Source organism: Chryseobacterium sp. MYb264 (assembly GCF_035974275.1).
GTDB lineage: Bacteria > Bacteroidota > Bacteroidia > Flavobacteriales > Weeksellaceae > Chryseobacterium.
The window spans coordinates 401039-423376 of record NZ_CP142422.1; the positions used below are offsets into that span (position 1 = coordinate 401039).

15 protein-coding genes are annotated in these 22338 nt (G+C 36.5%); 13 read left to right on the plus strand and 2 right to left on the minus strand.

Features of this window, described 5'->3' with window-relative positions; all coding sequences use genetic code 11:
• Window positions 1–235 precede the first annotated feature (235 nt).
• The 4 genes from VUJ46_RS01730 to VUJ46_RS01745 all read left to right on the plus strand — a co-directional run bounded on the left by VUJ46_RS01730 (window position 236) and on the right by VUJ46_RS01745 (window position 4374).
• Window positions 236–901: a hypothetical protein gene (locus VUJ46_RS01730; protein WP_326983294.1), complete on the plus strand. Its 666-nt coding sequence runs from the start codon at window positions 236–238 to the stop codon at window positions 899–901.
• Window positions 902–1066: 165 nt separating this feature from the next.
• The gene (locus VUJ46_RS01735) at window positions 1067–2092 is read left to right on the plus strand and encodes a hypothetical protein (RefSeq protein WP_326983295.1); all 1026 of its coding nucleotides are present in this window, start codon (window positions 1067–1069) and stop codon (window positions 2090–2092) included.
• A gap of 3 nt (window positions 2093–2095) precedes the next feature.
• Entirely contained in the window at window positions 2096–3028 is a 933-nt protein-coding gene (locus tag VUJ46_RS01740; RefSeq protein ID WP_326983296.1) for a hypothetical protein, read from the plus strand.
• Window positions 3028–4374, plus strand: coding sequence for a hypothetical protein (locus VUJ46_RS01745; RefSeq protein WP_326983297.1), 1347 nt, complete (start codon window positions 3028–3030; stop codon window positions 4372–4374). Before VUJ46_RS01740 ends, VUJ46_RS01745 begins: the two co-directional genes overlap by 1 nt.
• A gap of 476 nt (window positions 4375–4850) precedes the next feature.
• Here VUJ46_RS01745 and VUJ46_RS01750 read toward each other — a convergent pair whose 3' ends face one another.
• Entirely contained in the window at window positions 4851–6167 is a 1317-nt protein-coding gene (locus VUJ46_RS01750) for a sensor histidine kinase (protein ID WP_326983298.1), read from the minus strand.
• Between the two features lie 23 nt (window positions 6168–6190).
• A complete protein-coding gene (locus VUJ46_RS01755) occupies window positions 6191–7534 on the minus strand; it encodes a sigma-54-dependent transcriptional regulator (protein WP_326983299.1) in 1344 nt (447 codons plus the stop codon).
• A 202-nt stretch (window positions 7535–7736) separates the two neighbouring features.
• Here VUJ46_RS01755 and VUJ46_RS01760 point away from each other — a divergent pair, with 202 nt between their 5' ends.
• The 9 genes from VUJ46_RS01760 (at window position 7737) to VUJ46_RS01800 (ending at window position 22337) form a co-directional block, all read left to right on the plus strand.
• Complete coding sequence (locus tag VUJ46_RS01760; protein WP_326983300.1) at window positions 7737–8978, plus strand: efflux RND transporter periplasmic adaptor subunit; 1242 nt, start codon at window positions 7737–7739, stop codon at window positions 8976–8978.
• Between the two features lie 25 nt (window positions 8979–9003).
• Window positions 9004–10449, plus strand: coding sequence for a DUF4932 domain-containing protein (locus tag VUJ46_RS01765; RefSeq protein ID WP_326983301.1), 1446 nt, complete (start codon window positions 9004–9006; stop codon window positions 10447–10449).
• A 27-nt stretch (window positions 10450–10476) separates the two neighbouring features.
• Window positions 10477–11349, plus strand: a complete 873-nt coding sequence (locus VUJ46_RS01770) for a hypothetical protein (RefSeq protein WP_326983302.1) — start codon at window positions 10477–10479, stop codon at window positions 11347–11349.
• A gap of 70 nt (window positions 11350–11419) precedes the next feature.
• On the plus strand, window positions 11420–12157 hold the full coding sequence (locus tag VUJ46_RS01775) for an ABC transporter ATP-binding protein (protein ID WP_326983303.1): 738 nt from the start codon (window positions 11420–11422) through the stop codon (window positions 12155–12157).
• Between the two features lie 101 nt (window positions 12158–12258).
• The gene (locus tag VUJ46_RS01780; RefSeq protein ID WP_326983304.1) at window positions 12259–14670 is read left to right on the plus strand and encodes an ABC transporter permease; all 2412 of its coding nucleotides are present in this window, start codon (window positions 12259–12261) and stop codon (window positions 14668–14670) included.
• Window positions 14671–14755: 85 nt separating this feature from the next.
• Window positions 14756–17182 (plus strand): ABC transporter permease, encoded by a 2427-nt coding sequence (locus VUJ46_RS01785; RefSeq protein ID WP_326983305.1) that lies wholly within the window; start codon window positions 14756–14758, stop codon window positions 17180–17182.
• A 56-nt stretch (window positions 17183–17238) separates the two neighbouring features.
• Window positions 17239–18537: a TolC family protein gene (locus VUJ46_RS01790; RefSeq protein WP_326983306.1), complete on the plus strand. Its 1299-nt coding sequence runs from the start codon at window positions 17239–17241 to the stop codon at window positions 18535–18537.
• A gap of 284 nt (window positions 18538–18821) precedes the next feature.
• Window positions 18822–20996, plus strand: coding sequence for an outer membrane beta-barrel protein (locus tag VUJ46_RS01795; RefSeq protein WP_326983307.1), 2175 nt, complete (start codon window positions 18822–18824; stop codon window positions 20994–20996).
• Window positions 20997–21329: 333 nt separating this feature from the next.
• Entirely contained in the window at window positions 21330–22337 is a 1008-nt protein-coding gene (locus VUJ46_RS01800) for an aldo/keto reductase (protein ID WP_326983308.1), read from the plus strand.
• Window position 22338: the final 1 nt, after the last annotated feature.

The following is a 22338-nucleotide window of genomic DNA, read 5'->3' on the forward strand; positions in this document are numbered from 1 at the left end:
AGTGATTCATGAACAGTCTATAAGTACGGTTCTGCGCTGTATTTTTTATCTACTGAGAAAGTAGTATGGGCAACAACATTTTTTAGGGTATATTTTGAAAAGTAATGCCTGAATATAATTGCTTAATGGACAATTACATCCATTTTCTTCTTTATCATAAAGAAAATAAATGCAGGTTTATTTGAATTTATTTTATAATAAACCTATCTTTCAGGCATTAAATCAAAAATACTGAATGAAAGAAAATTTTAAATATATAGCCACACTTTCTGCTGTTGCTATTTCCAGTTTTTTAAAAATCAATTTATTAGGTGCTTTTTCAACTGTTTTTCTTGTTGTTGTGGAATTTATTCTTTTAACCAGGAACATTGATGCCGGACATTCCGGCCATGCGGGGGCGGCACCATTTCTCGTTATGGTATTTCTGGCGAGGCCGGTAGGCTCTATTCTCTGGCTGATTACCTGCTTTGCGAGCCCTTTCTTATTTTTTACGTTGGGAAACCAATATATTATATCAAAGCTTGCGAACCGGTTAATCCTTGATAAATCCGAAAGCATTATCAGTCCGGTTCTGGATAAAATACTGTCTGTTATTCAGAAGAAACAGCCTCAGGTGATGAGGAATACTGGAGATTTTACGTTGAATAAATTAAAGGTTATCAATGCGATTAGAAATGATAAATCTGAAAATAAATGGTTAAAGAAAATCATCATTTTCGGAATGCAAAAAATTAAAATGGATGATATCGATTTCAATCAGGAGAATCTCAATTTTTATGAGATTATTAAAATCAAAACCATCCAAAGCCTGAATGAATTGTCTGAGCCAAGCCGAAATTTAATATGGCTTACCCTGGGAATTCAATGGCTGATATTTCTCTTTATCTGGCTTGTAAAATAGGAATGAAATAGAAAAAACTAAGGAATTGTAAACACAAAACTTTCAATAGATAAACCAACTGATTACGGGAAACCGTAATTTTTTTTTGTTCATTGGTCGTAGTTTCGGGCATTATAAAATTATTGATTTTGTAAATAAAGGTTTATAAAAATAATTAAATGTCTTATGAATAAAAAAACTACACCATCAGATCTCTTTTTGGGAGTCCTTGCATTACTTCTTATCAGTGTCAGCTTTTACCAGACCTGGTTGGGGCTACAGCAAATTTTCGGGCCGGCATCATTCGTTATTGCGCTGGTCCTGTCTCTATTACTTCTTTTTCTTTGCTGGCTGCTGCGAAGTGCCAAATTGGAAGGCAAACCCACGGGAAGCCTTGTCGGAATCTACATCTTCATCGCTTCATTCTGCTTTATCGCCAATTTCAATGCCCTGTATACAAGGTTTATGAAGACCGATATTTATACAGATGAACTCAGAACCATCAATAAAAGTTTTACCGATCTGGAAGGTAATATTGAATCTAAACTGAATTACAAGTACAATAAAGCGACGACTCAGAATATCGAAATTAAGAAAAAACAACTGATGGAGCAGATTAAAGATCCCGGAAATAAGGGCATCGGAAGCCGTGCGCTTTCCCTGATTGCGGATATTGAGAAACTAACCGGTCAGAAAGTGGATCTCTTAACACCGGTGGGGAACGATTATGCAGACCTTTCCGAAAGAATGGGGAACCAGATAGATAATATGGTTTCTGATTTATCTACCGAAGAACGTGTGCTGAAAACAGATATTAATCTTGCTGCTGCCAAATGGAATAAGAATATCCAGGAATTGCTGCTTTTATCTAAAAATGAGAAAGATAAACTCTCTCAGGGGATTGTAGACGAATCACTTGTTGAATATAATAAATTGGGAAGCCGCGCAGAAAACGTATTGGGAAAAGATAAAATCAGCTTTGAACCGTTGGTTTCCCAAACGCAGGAAGTGGGCAAAATAGGTTTTGCATTTGAACATGCCATTAAACATTTCGGAATGTACCAGTTTGTGGTATTGGCGGGATGCATCTTACTGGATTTTGTGATCGTAATTATCATTTTATTAGTCACAAATCCTGACAATAACAGAAACAACCGTGGAAGTGTTTTTAATAATAAAAGAAGCGGAAGAACTTTAATACCTAATAATTAAGCAATGGATAATCATGATCATTTTAAACCGTTGTCTTTTGACAGCGAAGCTGAGGAAATGCTAAAACCGCTCTCTTTTGAAACAAATAATAACACTCGGGAAGACTTCGTTCCGATTGCAAGAACTATTTCAAACGATATTAAAAATAAAGACAGCAATTTTGTATTTTTCTTTGGTACAGCAGAATCCGGAAAATCGGTGATTCTTTCTTCCATGCTGTACTATCTGCGTTCTCATGCCGGGGTTTTACGTCCCAAATTAGGAACGCCTAACTCTAAGGAGGCGAATGTGCTTCTGTCTGATTTCTTTGAAAACATACGGCAAGGTGTTTTACCCAACAGAACAACCAGAGATCAGGTGACGCGTCTGGATCTGGTTTTTGAACCTAATAATAAGTCTAAAAGAGTAGTCCCTGTTGATCTTACTTTTTTGGAAACGTCCGGCGAAAATCACAACGAGATCCGAAGGGGCGGAAGCTATCACAGCAGCATTGAGTCTTTTCTGAATGCAAACATACCGCTTACTTTTATCATTGTAACAAGCTATGAAGCGGCACACAGGGACGATAGCCTGATCAATGAATTTCTTGATGAATTGGAAAGAAAAGGTAAAAATCTGAAATCCGTGAATGCCATTCTGATTGTTTCAAAATGGGATAAATCAGGAAGAATGGATGTGGAAAGTCCGGAAGAACTGGATGGCTTTGTATCTGAGCGGTTACCCATGACCGCGCAACGGATTGATACGTATGGATTAAGCAAAACCTATTATACCATCGGAAGTGTGCAGAATGCGGTGGGACAGGAGAAGGTCAGTTTATTGAATCTTTCGACTGCTGAAGTTTTGTCGAAATGGCTTTACCGAAGCATCGTAGGCTATGATCTGGATTATGAAGGAACTTTTTGGGAACGTTTAAAATTTAGTTTTACCAGTTGATGAGCAGTTCATATTTTTTTTGTGCGTTTGGAACTTTTGGAAATCCAAACGGCTTCAGGCAATCTTTGCTGGGAGGAAATGCAGAGTTATCAAAACAGATCAAAACATTTGATCTCAAAACAGATGCGATCAAATTATTTCCCAAAACAAAATTATACGGAATCCGAAAGGAATCTGCGGCGGGACAGAACATTATTTCATATTCCCTGTATACTTTTGCGAAAGAGCAACACTCTGAAAGGGGAGGAACCTTCATCGGATCGAGTTTAATCTTTCTGAATACCTCGGCCAATGAAAATCTTATTATTAGTGTCCTGAATGAGTTTCATCAAAATCTGGAAGAAAAAAATGTTCAGGATGATACCTTTACGGTAAATCATTCCAAAGATTTTTTGGCCTCCAAACCCAAGGATTTTGATAAGATCAGGCTCAATGAAAAGCCTTTGGAAGATCTTAATTTTTCAGGAGGTACAGGAAATTATCTTGTTGTCTATTGCAAAACAGAACCTGCCCAACTGCAGGAGCTTTTTAAGAGGACAACAGGACTTCTGAATGGATATGATATGGTTTATTTTACGGATGCTAAAGAGATTGCAGAGTTCGTTAATCAGAAAGGGATTTTTAAAATCGTTGAAATTCAGGGCTTGAATCACGAAATAAAAAGAATGGAGGATGAACAAAAGAGTTTACTTGAAAAGACCATTCATTCCTATGAAAATGAAAAGGGTAAATTAAACGAAGAAAAGAAATTATTGATCGGCGAGCTTGAAAATAAAATTCACCAAAATGAAAAAAAGCATTCAGAGAATGCTTTTAAAATAGAAGAATCCAAGGAAAAAGTTAAGGCCGTTACCAAGACTTTTGAAGAATATGAACTGACACTCGATGAAACCATCCGTCGTCTGAAGTCAGGAGAGAAAATGGATCCCGTAAAGCAGTCTCATCACGAAAATAAAAAACGGTTCACCGAAAAAATCAATCAAAATAAAGGCATTGAAAGTCTATCCTCTTTATCCTCTTCACCCTCGGTCTTCAGACAAAGATCTCCATCCCTGGTCGTGGGGTCGTCTTCTGATGAGGAATTTTCCGGGTTTAGCCAACGTTCTCGCAAAAGTAAAGAAGCCTCACCGGTCTTCATCATCATGTCTTTGATATTAGGACTGTGTGTAATCGGTATGTTGGTGTTTTATTTTATGTTCTCTAAAGAAGGTAAGTCTCTGATATCTTCTTCTGCTGAAGAAAATAATGCCGGAGCTCCTGTTGAGGACTTTAACAAGCTGAAAGTTATGGAGCCGCAAGCTGAAGAGTTCACAGAAATGACCCCGCTTACATCCGATTCCGAATGATATTCTGAGGGAAAATGATGCCGACTTAACGAGGAGAAAACTGAATAATGAAATATCTATCGACAGTGTTATGAAGCTTATTTATAATGAAAACCCTTCGACAGTCTGGCATTTTTATAAGCATCAAAAAAGAATTATTCCGAATATTTATTTAATCAAAATCGTGATAATTTTGAAATTTGAAATGAAAAAGATACGGTATTGGTTAATACAAAGCTTTCTATTCCCAATTATAATCAGTAACCGGAGTACGGAGTGAGAAATGGACTGGAGGCAGGAAGTTGATGATATGATACCGTTTTCTTTTTGAATTTACCTTAATAAACCCTGAACGGGGTAAATAATGTAAAGGAAATTTCAAAGATAAAACGGTAGTATCATTGTATTGTGCTGATAGCGTCAAAAAAGAGCGGGATACTGTCTTTTGGCATAACCAGCCTCCAGCCTCTATCTTTCTTCACCTATTGATAATGAACCTAGATGACAAACCACATTTCAAAGCAACTTCCTTCCTCCAGATTTTGATAATTAAGATATCCTTTGTGAGCTTCCATAATACTTTTTGAAAGCGTTAAACCAATTCCGGAACCGCTATTTCGGGTGGTAAAAAAAGGAAGAAATATTTTATCCTTTATTTCATCGGTTATTCCGCAACCATTGTCGGAAATACTCAGTATCAAACGATTGTTTTTTAATTGAATATCAGTTCTGATTATTTTTTCCTCTTTTCCGTTCACTGCATAAATAGCGTTAAGGAAAAGATTTATAAGGCAACGTTCAATCATTTTCTGATCTGCATACACAAATTGTTCTTCTAAATCAGCAATAACCGTAATGGTATTTTTATCAAATTCCTGTTTAAGAAAAGCAATGGCGGTCTCCGTTATTTTTTTTAGAGAAACATTGGCCATTAAGGGCTTGGGAAGCTCTGCAACCTGTCGGTAGTTGTCTACAAAATTCAGAAGTTGCCTCGATTTTGAATTTATGATGGCCAGACTTTCCTTCATTTCCTGCTGATCCTCTTTATCCACCACCTCCTGATTGCTGATATATTCCAAATTCTGAATCAGGCTGTTGACGGGAGTCAGGGTATTGAGTAATTCATGGGAAATTACTTTCATCAGGTTGTTCCACGCCAATTTTTCCTTTTGCTCGATGATTTTTTGAACCGATTCTAATGTAATAATATAAAAGCTATCCTGAACATTTTGAACCTGTTTCGTTCTTAAGGAGAAAGACTGTTTGGCATTATGACGAATAGAAATATCAAAAAACTCCTGAGAACTTTCATACTGAGTCTGCTCTATAATATTAAAAAATTCAGGAATTTTATTCGCGTACAAATTCCATGAATTGTATTTCGGAACCTGTAAAATATTTAGAAATACAGGGTTTACATAGAATACTTCCCAATCAGATTCTTTTTTAGATAAGATCATTAATCCAATATCCAGCCTGTCTAAAATACTTTCATAAAGCAGTTTATAGGAAGATAATGAGAAATGTTCATTTTTGCTTTGATAATAGAGCCTTACGCTGCTATCCGTTAATTCTGTCCCATCTTCTGAGGGAAATAATGAAAAATCTTTCCTTACAATAGAAAGTATAATTTTCTCCGCTGCTGCAGTCTGACTCAATAGTGAAGCGTTGACGAGAGAGAGCAGCACAACGATAACCAAGGCAAACAGGATCACATTGATCCATTTTCCTTCAAGAAAAAAATGATAACAAAACATTCCGCTCACAATGGAAAGCACAATATAAATCAGTCGGATATAATTTTTTTTATTCATTTCACTTCAAAGTTTAAGCTCGGCTATAAACCGAATTTTTCCATTCTTCGATACAGAGCAGCCCTCGAAAGTCCCAGATCTTCAGCGGCTAAAGAAATGTTTCCTCGATGCTTTTTCAACGCTTTCTTAATTAAAACTTCCTCCATTTCTTCAATATTTAAATTTATGATTGTACTTTCCTGTTCTTCAGGTTGTGGCATAAGTAATTGAAGATAAGTTTGATTTGATAGGATCACACTTCTTTCTAAACAATGGTCAAGCTCACGGATATTTCCCGGCCATGGATATTTTTTTAGCAGGGTTAATAAGTTTTCGTCTAATTTTAAATCAGGTTTATGGTATTTTTGTCTGTACCGGTCTAAAAAATACTGAGAAAGGAGATCAATATCTTCCGTTCTCTCTCTTAACGCAGGAATCTGAATTTCAACCGTATTGATCCTGTAATATAAATCCTGTCGAAAACGGTTTTCTCCCACTGCTTTCTTTAAATTTTCATTGGTCGCAAAAATAAACCGTACATCCAGTTGCCGCTCTTTCGTTTCTCCGATTCTCGAAAGCTTTTTATTCTGAATTAAGCTTAAAAGTTTAGTCTGAAGCTGAAGGGGAAGGTTTCCTATTTCATCCAGAAATACCGTTCCGTTCTGTGCATTTTCAATTTTTCCGGCATAATCCTGATGAGCATCGGTGAATGCCCCTTTTTTATATCCAAACAGCTCGGCTTCGAAAAGATTTTCCGAAATACTTCCTAAATCAATATGTACAAAAGGCTCATTTTTTCTTTCCGATTGCTCGTGAATAGATTCTGCCATCACATATTTTCCGGTGCCGTTTTCACCCAAAAGAAGCACATTGGCATCCGTAGGAGAGACTTTTTGAAGTCGCTCCAGGACTTCCTTCATTTTCGCAGATTGTGTTTCCAGCTTATACTGATTGGTTTTTTGATGAATATTTTCCCACTGACTCAGCTTTTTATTTTTTCGAGAAATGTCAACCGCCAAATTAACAGAAGCGTATAATTTTTCGTTATTCCAAGGTTTTAAGATAAAATCTGAAGCTCCGTTTTTTAAAGCTTCTACGGCTAGTTCTACCTCGCCATAAGCGGTCATCAAAATGATAGGAAGCTGTGGTTCAATGGTTTTTATTTCATTCATCCAATACAGTCCGTCTTGTCCGTTTTCGAATCCTTTCCGGAAATTCATATCCAGAACAACGGCATCGATCTGGTTTTCAGAAAGAAATTTGAGAATTTTTGAGGGCTGACTGAGACAGCTGATCTGAGAGAAGAATTTTTTTAACCAGACTCTGGCGGAAAATAAAATATCTTCATCATCATCCACTATTAAAATATGGGCTTCCTTTTTACGCATTCGTTATTTTTATTTATAATTAAATTAAACTCAATCAAAAATTAAGGCTAAAATGTCCGTTTTCGTACAGAAAGTGTCCGGAAATGAACAGTTTTAAAATAAATTAAAATGCCTTAATTCAGATTTTCAACTACTTACAGCTTAATATTTCTTTGGTCTTGGTATTGTGTAATTAATTGTAAGCAAACGAGTTATCTTTAATATGGATACGAAAATAGTAAAAAAGAAATCTAAATTAAAATTTGTTTTAGGAGGAACTGTTCTTGTGGCAGGATTATCTCTTTTCAGTATATATTTTGCTCAGCAGAAAAAAACGTACAATGTTTCGGTGGAAGATATTCAGACTGATGAAGTTACGCAAGGGAAGTTTGAAGATATGCTGATGGTGACAGCACAAACGCAGTCATTACATTCTTCGCTGGTCAATGTTCTGGAGGGCGGAGCCATCAAAGAACTTTTTGCGGAAGACGGACAAATACTAACAAAGGGACAGCCTATCGCACAGGTTTATAATCCGAATACAGAATTTAATTATTTGAATCAGGAAACCGGTATTATGCAGCAAATCAGCCAGATGAGAAACTCTCTTTTGGAATTGAAAAATCAGGAATTTGCCCAGGATAAAGAATTGTTACAGACTCAGAATGATTATAATACTGCTTTACAAACCTTTAATCTGCAAAAACGCCTTTATGAAGCCGAAATAGGTAAAAAGACAGATTATGATATAAGCCTCCAAAATCTTAATTATCAAAAGCAAAGAAAATTAATTGTTGAAAATGGTGCTGCCAACGAAAAAAAATCCAGAGCTTCTCAGGTGTCAGCGATCAATTCTTCTATTGCTCAAATGGAAAAAAGCAGAGATATACTGCGTTCCAATAAAAATAATTTCCTGATTATGGCACCTGCTTCGGGAAGACTTTCTTCTTTTAATGTTTCGATTGGCGAAAATCTTACAACCGGACAAAGCATAGGAAAAATTGATTTGATGAATGGATACAAACTGGTTGCAAAAGTAGATGAGTATTATATTAATAAGCTTCAAAACGGAATTAAAGGCAGTTTGGAAAATAACGGAAAACAGTATGATGTGATTGTGACCAAGATTCTTCCGGAAGTGAAAGACGGACAGTTTTCGGTAGAACTGAACTTCACCGATGCAAAAGCTGACAATCTGAAAATAGGGATGACCTTCGGCGTAAAGCTGAAACTATCGGCTGATACTCAGAGTCTGATGGTTTCTAAAGGAAATTTTTATAAAGATACGGGAGGAAAGTGGATCTTTGTGGTAAAAGGAAACAAAGCAGAAAAAAGAACAGTCGCGCTCGGAAGGGAAAACCCGCTGTCATATGAGGTGGTCTCCGGATTGAAAGCGGGAGAAACAGTGATTACGTCAGATTATTCCGAATTGAAGAAATACGAAATTCTGGATATTAAAAATTAAATAAATCCATAAAAACTCAGAGTATATGATCAAGTATACGAGCCTATTGATTCTGATTCTATTCTTAATGGCGGCGGATATGAAATCGCAGTCGGCACGAGTGGACGTGGAATTCAGTCCCAATATTGCGACGTATTCTATTGTTGAATATCTCGTGGCACGGCATCAGGGAAAGCTTTTTTATATCGACGGCAAAACGGATATAGGCTATCTCCCGCTGGCTGACTGGGCAAATAGGGAGATGGAAAAATATGATAACTCAGGGATTATAAAAGATATGCAGGATTACCTGAAGGTGGCCGGTCAGCAGCAGGATCTCTCTTATCAGACCTTATTGAAGCATCATGTTTTTCCTGACGAAGGCTATGCTTTCGCAATTGAGGAAAGCGATGTTGCTAAAAGGCTTGCCGTAGAAAAGTTTGCCGAGCAGTTAAGGCTGTTTTATATCGAAAGAAACTTGGGGACATTCTTCAGAGATCATCGTGAATTTATAGAAGGAGCAAAAAAGGAGGTCAGAAAAAATATACCTGATGATTATATGATGAAGATGGAGACCTATTATGGTGAAAGATTTCTTGCTTATAAATTTTATATTAATCCTTTTGATGTATTGCCATACAGCGAAGTCTTCTGGCACGGCAACGGCCCGATGTTTAAGTCTGAAAAAGGAAAGATCGCGAATATGATCAGCAGTGCCTATATCCCGTTGAAAAAGAAAAAAAACTCTGATAATTACAGAGAATTTGGGTTCAATCATCCTCAGACGATCCATTTCCTGATCACTCACGAGTTTGGACATTCATTTGTGAATCAGTATTTGGGGGAGTATGAGAGTAAAATAAATAAAACCGACAACCTGATGGCCGAAGCATTGATTGGGAAGATGGATGGACAAGGGTATTCTTACTGGCCTTCCTGTGTGGGAGAGCATATCGTAAGAACAGGTGAAATACGGATCGCTCTTGCAGACGGAAACAAAAAACTGGCCGAGCATATAAGAGAACAGTATGTTAAAGATCTTTCTTTTGTTCTTATTCCTGAATTTGAAGATAAAATAATGGGCTATGAACATAACAGAGAAAAATACAAGACCTTTAAAGATTTTGTTCCTCAATTACTTACAGTGCTGGATGAGACATGTGTTGAAAAAGTACGTGAAAAGCTTAAATTGCCCAACGAAAAATATGACATTACAGTAATGCTTACCGTGCCAGAAAATAGTAGTGATGTTTATATCACAGGCAATCAGTCGGACATCGGAAACTGGGATCCGCAGAAAGTAAAACTCGAGAAAACCGGTAAAACCATGAGGCAGATTACTTTTAAGACATTTCCGGACCTGCGGTTTAAGATTACCGGAGGGAGCTGGCAGACGGAAGCGATAATAGAAGGGGTTGAGGTAGGTAAGGATGTCGTTTTAAATATTCATGAAAATAAAATCTTACACTACCATCTCCAATCGGAGAAATAGTAATAATAAACTAAAAACCGGCAGAGCGTGCAGAAATTACGATTATTAAAAGCCATTATTGTCATTCTTTTTATTTCAGGAAGAGCAAATGGACAGAGCTTTCATTTTAAGTGGGAAAAAGATTCCATCAACGGGAAACTGATTGAAAAAATTGCAATGAGCGTCCCCTTTACGATTGAGAAAAAAACATATCTCTTTCAGTTTGATCTGGGAGCTAATACCACTTTAATATATGACCGCTGTTTTCAGAGCAGTGAATTCATCAAACATAAGAAAACAGACGGAAAGATGGAAGCCGCAGGACATTCTGTTTTTACTGTGGAGGATCAGAATTTCAGTATCGGAAAATTTCATGTAAAAAATTATAAACTTCACGGTCTTTTGAACTTTGATCAGGAAGAAGTTTGCGGCGTGCTAGGGGCGGATGTATTTCAGAATAAATACTTAATTATTGACTTTCCCAATAGGAAAGCGATGGTAAGTGAAGAGCTGAAGTCGGCAGGGGAAATTGATTTTGTAGACATGAAAATTATTAATAACAAACCCGTTATACCGGTGAAGATAGATGGTAAACTCTATCATTTTCAATATGATAACGGAGCAAGCATCTTCCCGGTGGTTTCTTATCGTAAAAATTTTCAGACTCTCATTGATACATCGGTAATGAAGGAAAGTTTTAATATCAGGAATTTTAATAATCCTTTAATCGTAAAAGCGATAGAGGCTCATAAGAAAATTATCATCGGAAAGTCAGTATTTACAACAAAAGAGCTATGGTTTACAGATGATGATTATTTTTCTTTGGAGCAACAGGGTATTGACGGGATTATTGGAAATGTATTTTTCCTGGATAAAACTATTGTCATTGACTTTAAAAATAAAAAATTCGGAATTAAATAGCCTGACAATCAAAATGATGATTTCAAAAATAGACTTATAAATTATTTCAGAAACTTAATATAAAATAAAAATGATCAATATTCAAAATCTTTCGAAAATCTATAAAACAGAAGACGTACAGACCAATGCCTTACACAATGTGAGCCTTCATATAAAAAAAGGTGAATTTGTCGCCATCATGGGACCGTCAGGATGCGGAAAATCCACTTTCCTTAATATTTTGGGATTGCTGGATGATGCTTCCGCAGGCTCTTACAAATTTGCTGATGTAGAAACCCTCAATGTGGGTGAAAAGAAAAAATCGGTGATCAGAAAACAAAATATAGGATTTATATTTCAGAATTTTAACCTGATCGATGAGTTAACGGTCTATGAAAATATAGAATTACCACTAATCTATAACGGAATTTCTTCTTCCGAAAGGAAAAAAAGGGTGGAGGAAATCATGGAACAAATTAACATCAGCCATCGTGCAAAACATTATCCACAACAACTTTCGGGCGGTCAGCAACAGAGAGCAGCTGTAGCAAGAGCTTTGGTCACGAAACCAAAATTAATTCTGGCCGATGAACCTACAGGAAATCTTGACAGTTCCAACGGAAATGAAGTGATGAACCTTCTGGCAGAGCTTCACAGGGAGGGAGCCACAATTGTGATGGTGACCCACTCTTCTTATGATGCCGGTTTTGCTTCCAGAATTGTGAATATGAAAGACGGGGAGATTTTTAATGAAGAGCATGCTACGCATAGAAGAGATGTCTTTGAAAAAGCCGAAATACAGGAGTTTCAAAGCGGAAAAAATTATTAACTAAATTATCGTAAAAACTAATAACCCTGAAAACTCATCTTGTTAAAATATAACCTAAAAACGGGTTAACGGTAAGTTTCATACCTCATACTATTAGAATTATGCTGAATAACTGGCTTAAAATAGCTTTCATTAATTATAAAAAGAACTGGCTTTCCACGGTCATCAATCTGTTCGGTCTTACGATTGGACTTACCGGATTTATGCTGATCCTTATGCATTGGAACGACGAAGAATCCTACGAAAGCTGGAATCCCAAAAAGGATGATATTTATTTTTTTCAGACCCAAAATACGAAAGATAAATCTTATGGGTCGTCTATTTCGTATCCTTTAGCGATTAATGCGAAGGAAAGAATTCCCGAAATAGAAGATTTTGCTTTGCTGACCAATACGGGGATCTCTTTTAAAATGACCACAGAAGTGAAAACAGCCTTTCAGAAAAACGGTTTTTATGTAACAGATCATTTTTTTGAGCTTTTCCCTTTCAGATTAGTTTCAGGAAGCTATAAAAATGCACTTAAAAATGAATCTGATCTTGCAATATCCAGCGAGGCTGCCAAAAATCTTTTCGGAAGAACCAATGTTGCGGGGGAGTCTGTAAAATTTGATAATAAAAATTTTGTCATCACGGCTGTCTACGAATTGCCTAAAGGGAATAGCGATATTAAGCCCGACTTTGTCATCCAACCCGCACAGCAGATTAAAAATGATAAAGAGCAATGGGGAAATTTCAATTACGCCTGTTTTTTTAAATTGAAAAAAGGGGCCGATCCGGATGCTTTCCCTCCTAAATTTTTTGAGATTCTGATGATGAGAGCTAATAGGGATGCTAAAAATGCAGGAATGACCCCAACGGAGTTTATAGATGCTTATGGACCGCAAAGTGCTTTGTTAACACCACTTGATCAAATGAAACTGCATGCAAAATCGACTTGGTTTGGCGGTCCGGATCTTAAAACCATTGTCATATTATTCGCTCTTTCTGTACTTATTGTCGTTTTATCAGCCATTAATTTCATTAACCTGAAAACAGCACAGGCCTCTCAGAGAGCTAAGGAAATAGGGGTCAGAAAAGCGATTGGTAGCACTAGGACCAATTTGGTTTTTCAGTTTTTGCTGGAGACATTTTTAATTTGTATCGCTGCCTATGTTTTGTCTTTAGCTTTAACAGAATTGTTGTTACCAGTTTTCAATAAGTTTTTTGATAAAGAAATTGTGATGAATGACGGGCATATTTACTTCTATTCATTCGCAATGGTTATTGTGGTTACCCTTGTTTCCGGGTTGATTCCGGCTTTATATTTATCAAATTTCAAAGCCATAGAAACATTGAAAGGAAATTTTTCAAGAAGCAGACACGGAATCTGGCTGAGAAACGGGATTTTAACCTTGCAACTTATTATTTCATCCTTTTTCATCATTGGTGGATTAATCATTAATTCCCAGGTGAAATATATGATGAACAAAGATCTTGGTTTTAATGGCAATCAGATTTTCCAAATCACTTTTAATGATCCGGGCAAAAAGCCCTGGATGAAATATGAAAGAGTAAAGGCGGAAATATCCAAAATACAGGGCGTTGAAAGTGTGAGTTATGGAGAGGCTTACCCGGGAACCAGTAATTTCAGCAGTTCTAATTTTGATTATATGAAGCAAAGCCTGAACGCACAACATGGAACGATGGATTATGATTATCTTCAGTTTATTGGCGTTAAGCTGCTTAAAGGGCGGTGGCTGGATCCGAATTTAGCATCCGATACCATTAATACTCTATTGGTAAATGAAGCTCTGGTTAGGAAATTTGGCTGGAAAGATGAGGAAGCTATAGGACGGGAAGTAAGACCCGGATTTGATATTAAATCCTATAAAATAATAGGGGTCGTAAAAGATTTCAATATCAGAAGCTTAAAAAGTGAAGTTGAGCCCGTTATGTTTTTCCATTATAAAGAAACAGAGTGGAAACGATACACGATGAACAATATTCTGATAAAATTAAAGGCAGATGATATCAACGCCACGCTAAAAAGGCTCAAAAATTATTGGATGAAAGAGGTAGAACCGGGTTATCCTTACGAGTCAGTTTTTATTGATAAAAATTTTGCAAAAACCTTTGAAACGTATCAAAAGCAAAAAACGTTGTTCACGATCTTAAATGCCATGGTATTAATGGTTGCCTTACTGGGATTATTCGCATTGTCTTCTTTAATGATCGAACAAAAACTGAAAGATGTGGCGATCAGAAAAACATTGGGAGCTTCTGACGGAATATTAGTTTTAGGATTAACAAAACAATTCCTTTGGATTACATTTATCGCTGTTCTCATCAGCATGCCAATCAGTTATTATCTGATAAATGAATGGCTGAAAGATTTTGCCTACAGAATTGATATGCCAATTTGGCCATTCATGGTAAGTTTATTTGTTTTACTTGTCTTGACATTTGTCGTTGTGAGCGTTAAAGCTTACCAGGCAACAAAGGTAAAACTGATTAAATATTTGAAGTATGAGTAATGAGTTGATGGTTGATTGTTTTTAGTTGATAGAGATATTAACCAAAAACCAACAACCAACAACCAAAAACCAACAACCAAAACCTATGTTAAAAAACTGGTTTAAAATAGCATTGATCAATTACAGAAAAAACTGGCTTTCCACCATTATCAATGTATTGGGATTGAGTGTGGGGCTGTGCATTTTTCTTCTGGTACTGATCCATTGGATGGATGAGCGGTCATACGAAAGTCAAAACCCGCATAAAGACCTTATTTATCTTGTTGAAAATAAAAACTCTTTCGGGTTTATTTCTACCTCCAGTTATCCCGCATTATCGGTTTCAAAAGAAAAGTTCAGTGAAATTGAAGATTTTTCGATTGCCAACTCTTGGGATTTTTATAAAATGAGACTTATTGCTGGAGATCGCTCGGTGTATGCAAGTGCAACCTGGGCAACAGATTCTTATTTTGACTTTTTTCAGATGGAAAGAATGGCCGGAAATCTTAAAAATGCCATTAGTGATCAAAGTAAAATAGCCATCTCGGAAGAAACTGCCAAAGCGCTTTTTGGTGATGAATATAAAGACTGTGTCGGAAAGGTTATTAAAACAGATGGGCAGAACGATAAGCAGTATGTGGTTTCTGCCGTCTATAGATTTCCATCATCCCACACGGTATTTACTCCAGGATTTGTACTCAGAAATAAGGATGTCGACCGGAAGGATCTGCAGTGGACAAATTACAGCTATGTGGGTTATTTTAAATTAAAACCCGGGACCGATGTGAAAGACCTTGAGAAAAAATTGTCGGCTCAGCTCAATGAACAGGAAAAAATATTGATGGTGAAATGGAATGGGAAATATGATGAGAAAGACAGAACCGAGGTTTTTCTTACACCTATCAGCTCTATGAAATTAGAGGCTAAAGGCTTAGGGATCCAAAAAGCAGATAAAAGGTCTATTCTTATTTTATTAGGACTTTCGGGTTTGATTTTACTGCTTTCAGCGATTAATTTAATTAACCTGAAAACAGCTCAGTCATCTCAAAGAGCAAAAGAAGTGGGCGTAAGAAAGGCCATCGGTAGTTCGGCAGGCCAGATCATTATCCAGTTTTTACTGGAAAACCTGATGATCTGTTTTATTTCCTATTTAATTGCATTTGCTTTATTGGAGCTGCTTTTGCCGTCTTACAACAAGTTTTTGAATAAGGAAATGAAAATGAATGATCCGCAGATTTTTCTTTACTCAGGTATTTTACTTATGATATTCGCTTTTATTTCAGGAATTATTCCGGCATGGTATTTATCTCACTTTAAACCTGTTCATACCTTAAAGGGAAATTTTTCCCGAAGCAGAAACGGAATCTGGCTGCGAAACTCCATTTTAACTTTGCAATTAGCCGTTTCTTCGTTCTTCATCATCTGTTCACTGATCATTTATTTTCAGGTGAATTATATGATGAATAAAGATCTTGGTTTTAAAGGGGATCAGGTTGTTCAGATCGATTTTAAAAAGACGGATTGGGAGAATGACTATACCTATAAGAAATACATGAGATTAAAAGCCGAAATTTCTAAAATTCACGGTGTGGAAGCCGTTACAGGATCCATCAATACGATGGGAAATGGTATTGCGAATGCTGCCTCGGTAAAAGATGTGCAGGATACTACAAAATCGGTTAGTGGAACGGCATTAGGTGGTATAGACTATAACTATTTCAGATTTTACAGGATGAAGTTCGTTTCGGGGAGAGATCTCGATGTTCGGAAAGCTTCAGATACGATGTTCGGAGCGGTTGCAAATGAGGCGTTCATCAGGAAAATGGGCTGGAACAAAAAGGAAGCATTGGGCAAAGAAGTGTATCCGGGTTGGGATTCTCATAAAAAATATAAAATTTTAGGCGTTCTCAAAGATTTTAATATGAATGGGGTAGAAGGACCCGTGGAGCCTATATTATTCTTTAATTATGACCGCAGCTGGGCTAAAAATAATATGCAGAATATTCAGATCAGGCTGTCTAAAGAAGATATTGAGCATACCGTTGAAAGAATTAAAGAATTCTGGACCACGAAGGCCGAGCCGGGTTATCCTTTTGACTATGAATTTGTAGATAAAAAATTCGCCAGAACCTTCGAGAAATTCCAGAAACAGCGCACTTTATTTTCTATTCTGAACATCATTGTGTTAATGGTTGCCTTGTTGGGGCTTTTTGCATTATCATCACTGCTTATCGATCAGAAATTAAAAGACGTGGCGATTAAAAAAACGCTGGGCGCTGATGAAAAGACAATCGTCTGGGATTTAACGAAAAAGTTCTTGGTCATTTGTATATTGGCCGTCGTGATAAGCTTTCCGTTTGGATATTACGCAATGAACGAATGGCTGAAAGATTTCGCTTACCGAATTGAAATGCCTTGGTGGCCTTATTTTCTAAGCCTGATTTTGTTATTACTATTAACCTTTTCAGTTGTCAGCATCAAAGCCTATAAAGCCACAAAACTGAACCTTGTCAAACACCTGAAATACGAATAAATGATTTTTTTCATTCTTCATCTGTTTTTAACCATTCTTCAATCTTATTTTTTACGATGAAAAACTTTCTTTTCATACTGATCATGGGAATTTATCCTGCACAGCAATCCTGGAATCTCCAACAGTGCCTGGATTATGCTTCCACCAATCACCCTCTCATCAAGCAGGCAACGGTGAATATTAAAAAAAACGAACACCAGATCTCAGCTTCAAAAGGAATGCTATTGCCCTCTGTGGACGCTGCAGTAAACCACAGTTACAGCTTCGGTTCATCGATCAATCAGTCTAATAACCAGCGGGAAGCGTTGAATACGCAATATGATCAGTTCATTGCGCAGGCGAATTTGGAGCTTTTCAATTGGCGAAATTATCTCAATATTTCTTTTTCAAAGCTAAATAAAGAAACCAATAATTTCAGACTGAAGCAGGCACAAAATGAAGTAAAACTCAATGTTGTTCGAACCTTTTTTGTCTATCAGAACAGTAAAAGCTGGCTGGATGTGCTGGAAACCCAAATTTCAGGAATCGAGGAGCAGATCAAAAGAACGGAAAAAGAAGTGGAGATTGGAAGTCGCTCAAAAAGTGATGTTTATGATATCAGAGCTAACTTAGGAACTTTACAGGAGCAATGGGTTTCTGCTAAAAATCAAAGGGATACTGCGAAAATTAATCTTCTGAACGCATTGGCGCTTACTGAGGAATCTGTTGATTTTGTGATGGATAATGGTGATGTTTTATCTTTAAATAATTTTGACAATTCTGATTTTACAAAGAGTTTATTAGAAAAAAATCCTGCTTATCAAACAGTTATGGCAGAGATTAATGCGCAGGAAAAATCGGTGAATGTGGCGAGGGCGGCTTATTTACCCACACTCAATGCAAGTTATAGTTGGTCAACTTTTTATAACAGATCGTTAGGGAAAAATGACGTTGCCATCAATTTCTCAGATCAGTTTACGCAAAATAAAAATCAGTCTTTATTTTTTGGATTGAATATTCCGATATTTAACAAGTTTCAGGTTAAAAACAATGTAGAAATTGCCAAATTGAATGTTATTTATTCAAATTATGATAAAGAATTAGTGATTAATAATCTCACGCAAAGTATTAATTTCATTAAAGCTCAGTTTTTAAATGCTCAGGAAAAATATCAGCTGTTGGAAGCTAATTTTGAGAATCAAAAACTGTCTTTTCAAAAATCTGAAGAAAAATACAAAGAAGGATTGATGGATGCCTATACTTTTTTTGTTGTTCGAAATAACTGGCTTCAGGCGAATTACAATCTCATCAACAGTAAAAATGAGGTGATTCAGCAAACAGAGCTCTTGAAAATTTTAGAATTAGGGTTGAATTGAAGTAAAAAGTAAGAAGTAAGAAGTAAAAAGTAAAAGAGTAAAGTGAGGGAATTCATCATTATCACTAGATCTTTTCATTTTAAATCAAAAAAAATCGATCAGCAATTTGTAACCATTACCCATATTTCACCGAAAATATGTATTAGAATATGATTTAATTGAATTTTAAATAATTGATTATCAGTACGGTGTTTTTTAATGATAAACGTCATATTATTTATTTTCAATTTGATGTAACAAATATTCGTTTCAGGGTGTCTTATGTATGAAAAACTTCTCATTGAATGAAAACCAAATTAACTTCGATTGCCTTATTAGCAGGCGCTGTTGCTTTTGCACAGACTAAAAGTGACACCATAAAATCGCAGGAAAAAGAAATTGAAGCCGTGACCGTGACTGTGCGGAAACCAACCGTAGAATCTAAAGTCGACAGAACGGTTTTTAACGTGGCCAACAGCTCTATTCTTGCCGGAAATACCACCTGGGATGTATTACGAATGACTCCGCTGGTGAGCATTGACAATAATGACGCAATAAAGGCGGAAGGAGAATCTGTTACCGTGTATATTAATGACAGAAAATCTGTTTTCACAGGCAAGGAGCTGAAGGAATATCTGAAAACGATTCCGGCGGATAATCTGATGAAGGTGGAGGTGATCACAAGCCCGTCTTCAAGATATGAAGCTACAGGATCTGTCATCAATATCGTGTTGAAAAAGCGCGATGATGAAGGACTGAAAGGGAGTGTTACGCTGAATAACCGACAGAATACCAAAAATTCACAATACACCAATTTAAACCTAAATTATCATAAAAAAAGCTTTACCCAAACTTTAATTGGAAGCTATAGCGATAATGTGAATGTTCAGAGAAATTCAAGTGCCTACGCTACTTATGCGAATAATTCTCTGTTGGAAATGAACTCAAGAAGCGAAGGAAGATACAAAAGTCCTTCGGTATCATCCACTTCAGAATACGCTTTGAATGATAAAAATACGGTAGGCCTCATCCTTGAATATTATCAGAGTAATTCCCGTTCTTTTTCGGAGGCAGACGGCGCAAATTATCGTAATAATGAAAAGATAAGCAGCATTCAGCAAAACCAGACAGCAACAGGGCTGAATCGTAATTTAGGAACTAATCTTTTCTATAAATATTACGATAAAGAAAAAAACAGGATTTTGGATGTTAACTTAGGTACGAACTATTACGGAGAGGCTGGTGACAGTTATTTTTTAAGAAATATCAGCGGTAATCTGCCTTCTGTGAACGAAATTGGCGTACTTTCTGACATTGAAAACCGAAATTATTATATTAAAATAGATTATACCCAGCCTTTAGGCAAATCGGGGGGCACCTTTGAGGTAGGAGGTAAAATGAATTTTAATAATAATGTAATTCCAAACAGCTTATATGGAAACCAGCTACAGGGACTGAGCCCTAGGGATGCCTTCCATTATGAGGACAATATCAATTCCATCTACGCAAATTATAGTAAAACGTTCTTCAAAAAACTGGAAACCAGAATAGGTTTACGTTATGAAACCACAGACTACAAAATGCGTCAGGAGGTTTCGGGAGCTTCAAGAAAGGATTCATATGGAACTTTCTTACCTAATTTATTGGTGAAATATTCCTTTTCAGATAAATATGATTTAAGTTTAACCTATAACCGTAACATCTGGAGACCGTGGTATTCTGAATTTAACCCATTCATGATTCCCAATGATGATGGAATCTATAGTCGCGGAAATATGGAGTTAAATCCAAATCCTAGTGATAGATTATACATGAAATTCGGGATTTTAAAGAAATATTTTATCTCTGCAAGATATTCGTTTACCGATCAGGATTACTGGACAGATTATATTCCGGGAACCATTATCGATGCCAACGGAAACCCGCAGCAGGTAACGATTACCCAGGAATCTAACTTTAATGGTAAAGTGCATAAATATTACCTGTATGCTAATACCAACCAAACCTTCTTCAAGAATAAATTTACGGTGAACGTGGGATTGGGATGGTATTATATCGATAACAGCGATTTTAATGCTAAAAACCAGATTAATAATAACTTCTACATCAGTTATCTGAGTGGAACAGCGAATCTTTCTTACACAAATCTTTTTAACAAAAACATTAATTTAAGTGCCTGGGTGGAAGTAGGAAATCAAAGCAACGGAAATTCTTATACCAACAAGCCAAACGTATTTCATAATTTTTCGGCAACAAAAATATTCCCGAAAACACAGATGGAGGTCAGCTTACAATTAATGAATATCTTTAAAAGGCCTAATTACGACGCAACCAGCTATAACCAATCCGGATTTACCAGAAGTTCTTCAAAATGGGATTGGTACGGAGCTTCCATTTCATTTGTAAAACGATTTGGAAACCAGAAAGTAAAAGAAAATACCAAAACCGATGTTGAGAAAAGCGGCGGTGGCGGAAAGTAAATTTTTTTAATGTTAAATTTAGAAACGGGCAGTGGAATGATTTCATTGTCCGTTTTTTTACCACAAAAGTCACAAAAGACTTGGACACTTTAAGTTTATCTATTTTTCACATAGAAGAACACCTAAGTTTTTTTAATTGATAATTTTCGGTGGTTGGTGAAAGCGATTTGTTTGGTTTGCTTTTGTCGGTCTTCAGTGTAAAGCTTTTAAATTCCTTTTGCATCTTTTGCGGTAAAAAAACAAACCAACCGTAATTTACATACAACCTTCTTGGTTTTGCATACATCAACTTCATGATTTCTGCTCAATTTTGTATCAATAAAAATAAAAAGTATGAGCGTAGAGCAAATTAAATTAGGAAGTCAGGGATTAGTAATTCCGAAATTAGGATTAGGATGCATGGGTATGACCGGTTTTCAGGACGGAAATATGTATGGAGAAGCCGATGAAAATGAAGCCATTGCCACTATTCATCGTTCGTTTGAATTGGGAGGAAATTTTTTAGATACTGCCGATCTTTACGGTCCGTTAAAAAATGAGCAACTTATTGCAAAAGCAGTCGTAAACAACAGACATCAGTATACGATTGCGACAAAATTCGGTTGGGAAATTGATGATAATGATACGATAACCTGGGCGATCAACGGTAAGAAAGATTATGTAAAAAAAGCAGTTGAAAGATCGCTTAAAAATTTAAAAACAGACTATATCGATCTGTATTATATGCACCGTTTAGACAAAAATACGCCGATTGAGGAAACGGTAGGTGCGATGAGCGATTTGGTAAAAGAAGGTAAAATAAAGTATATCGGTCTTTCTGAGGTATCTTCGGAAACGGTAAAAAGAGCGCACGCGGTGCATCCGATTACAGCAGTTCAGAGCGAATATTCTTTGTTTGAAAGAACAGTGGAAGAAAAAGGTGTTTTAGAAACATTAGAAGAATTGGGAGTTGGTTTTGTAGCATATTCACCGCTGGGAAGAGGGTTTTTATCCGGACAGATTCGTTCGATAAACGATTTACCTGAAAATGATTTCAGAAGAGCAATTCCACGTTTTCAGGAGCAGTATTTCCACAAGAATATCGAATTGGTAGAAGCGGTGGAAAATATGGCAAAAGAAAAAAATGTCACTTCTTCACAATTGGCGCTGGCCTGGATTATGAGCAAAGGAATTGTGCCGATTCCCGGAACAAAACGCAGAAAATATGTAGAACAGAATATTGCATCTGCCGACATTCAACTTTCTGAAAATGAACTTCAAAAACTGGAAAGTATCGTACCATTGGGAACAGATACGGGAGCACCTTATGACGAGTTCAGCATGGGGCTTTTAGATTATTAAA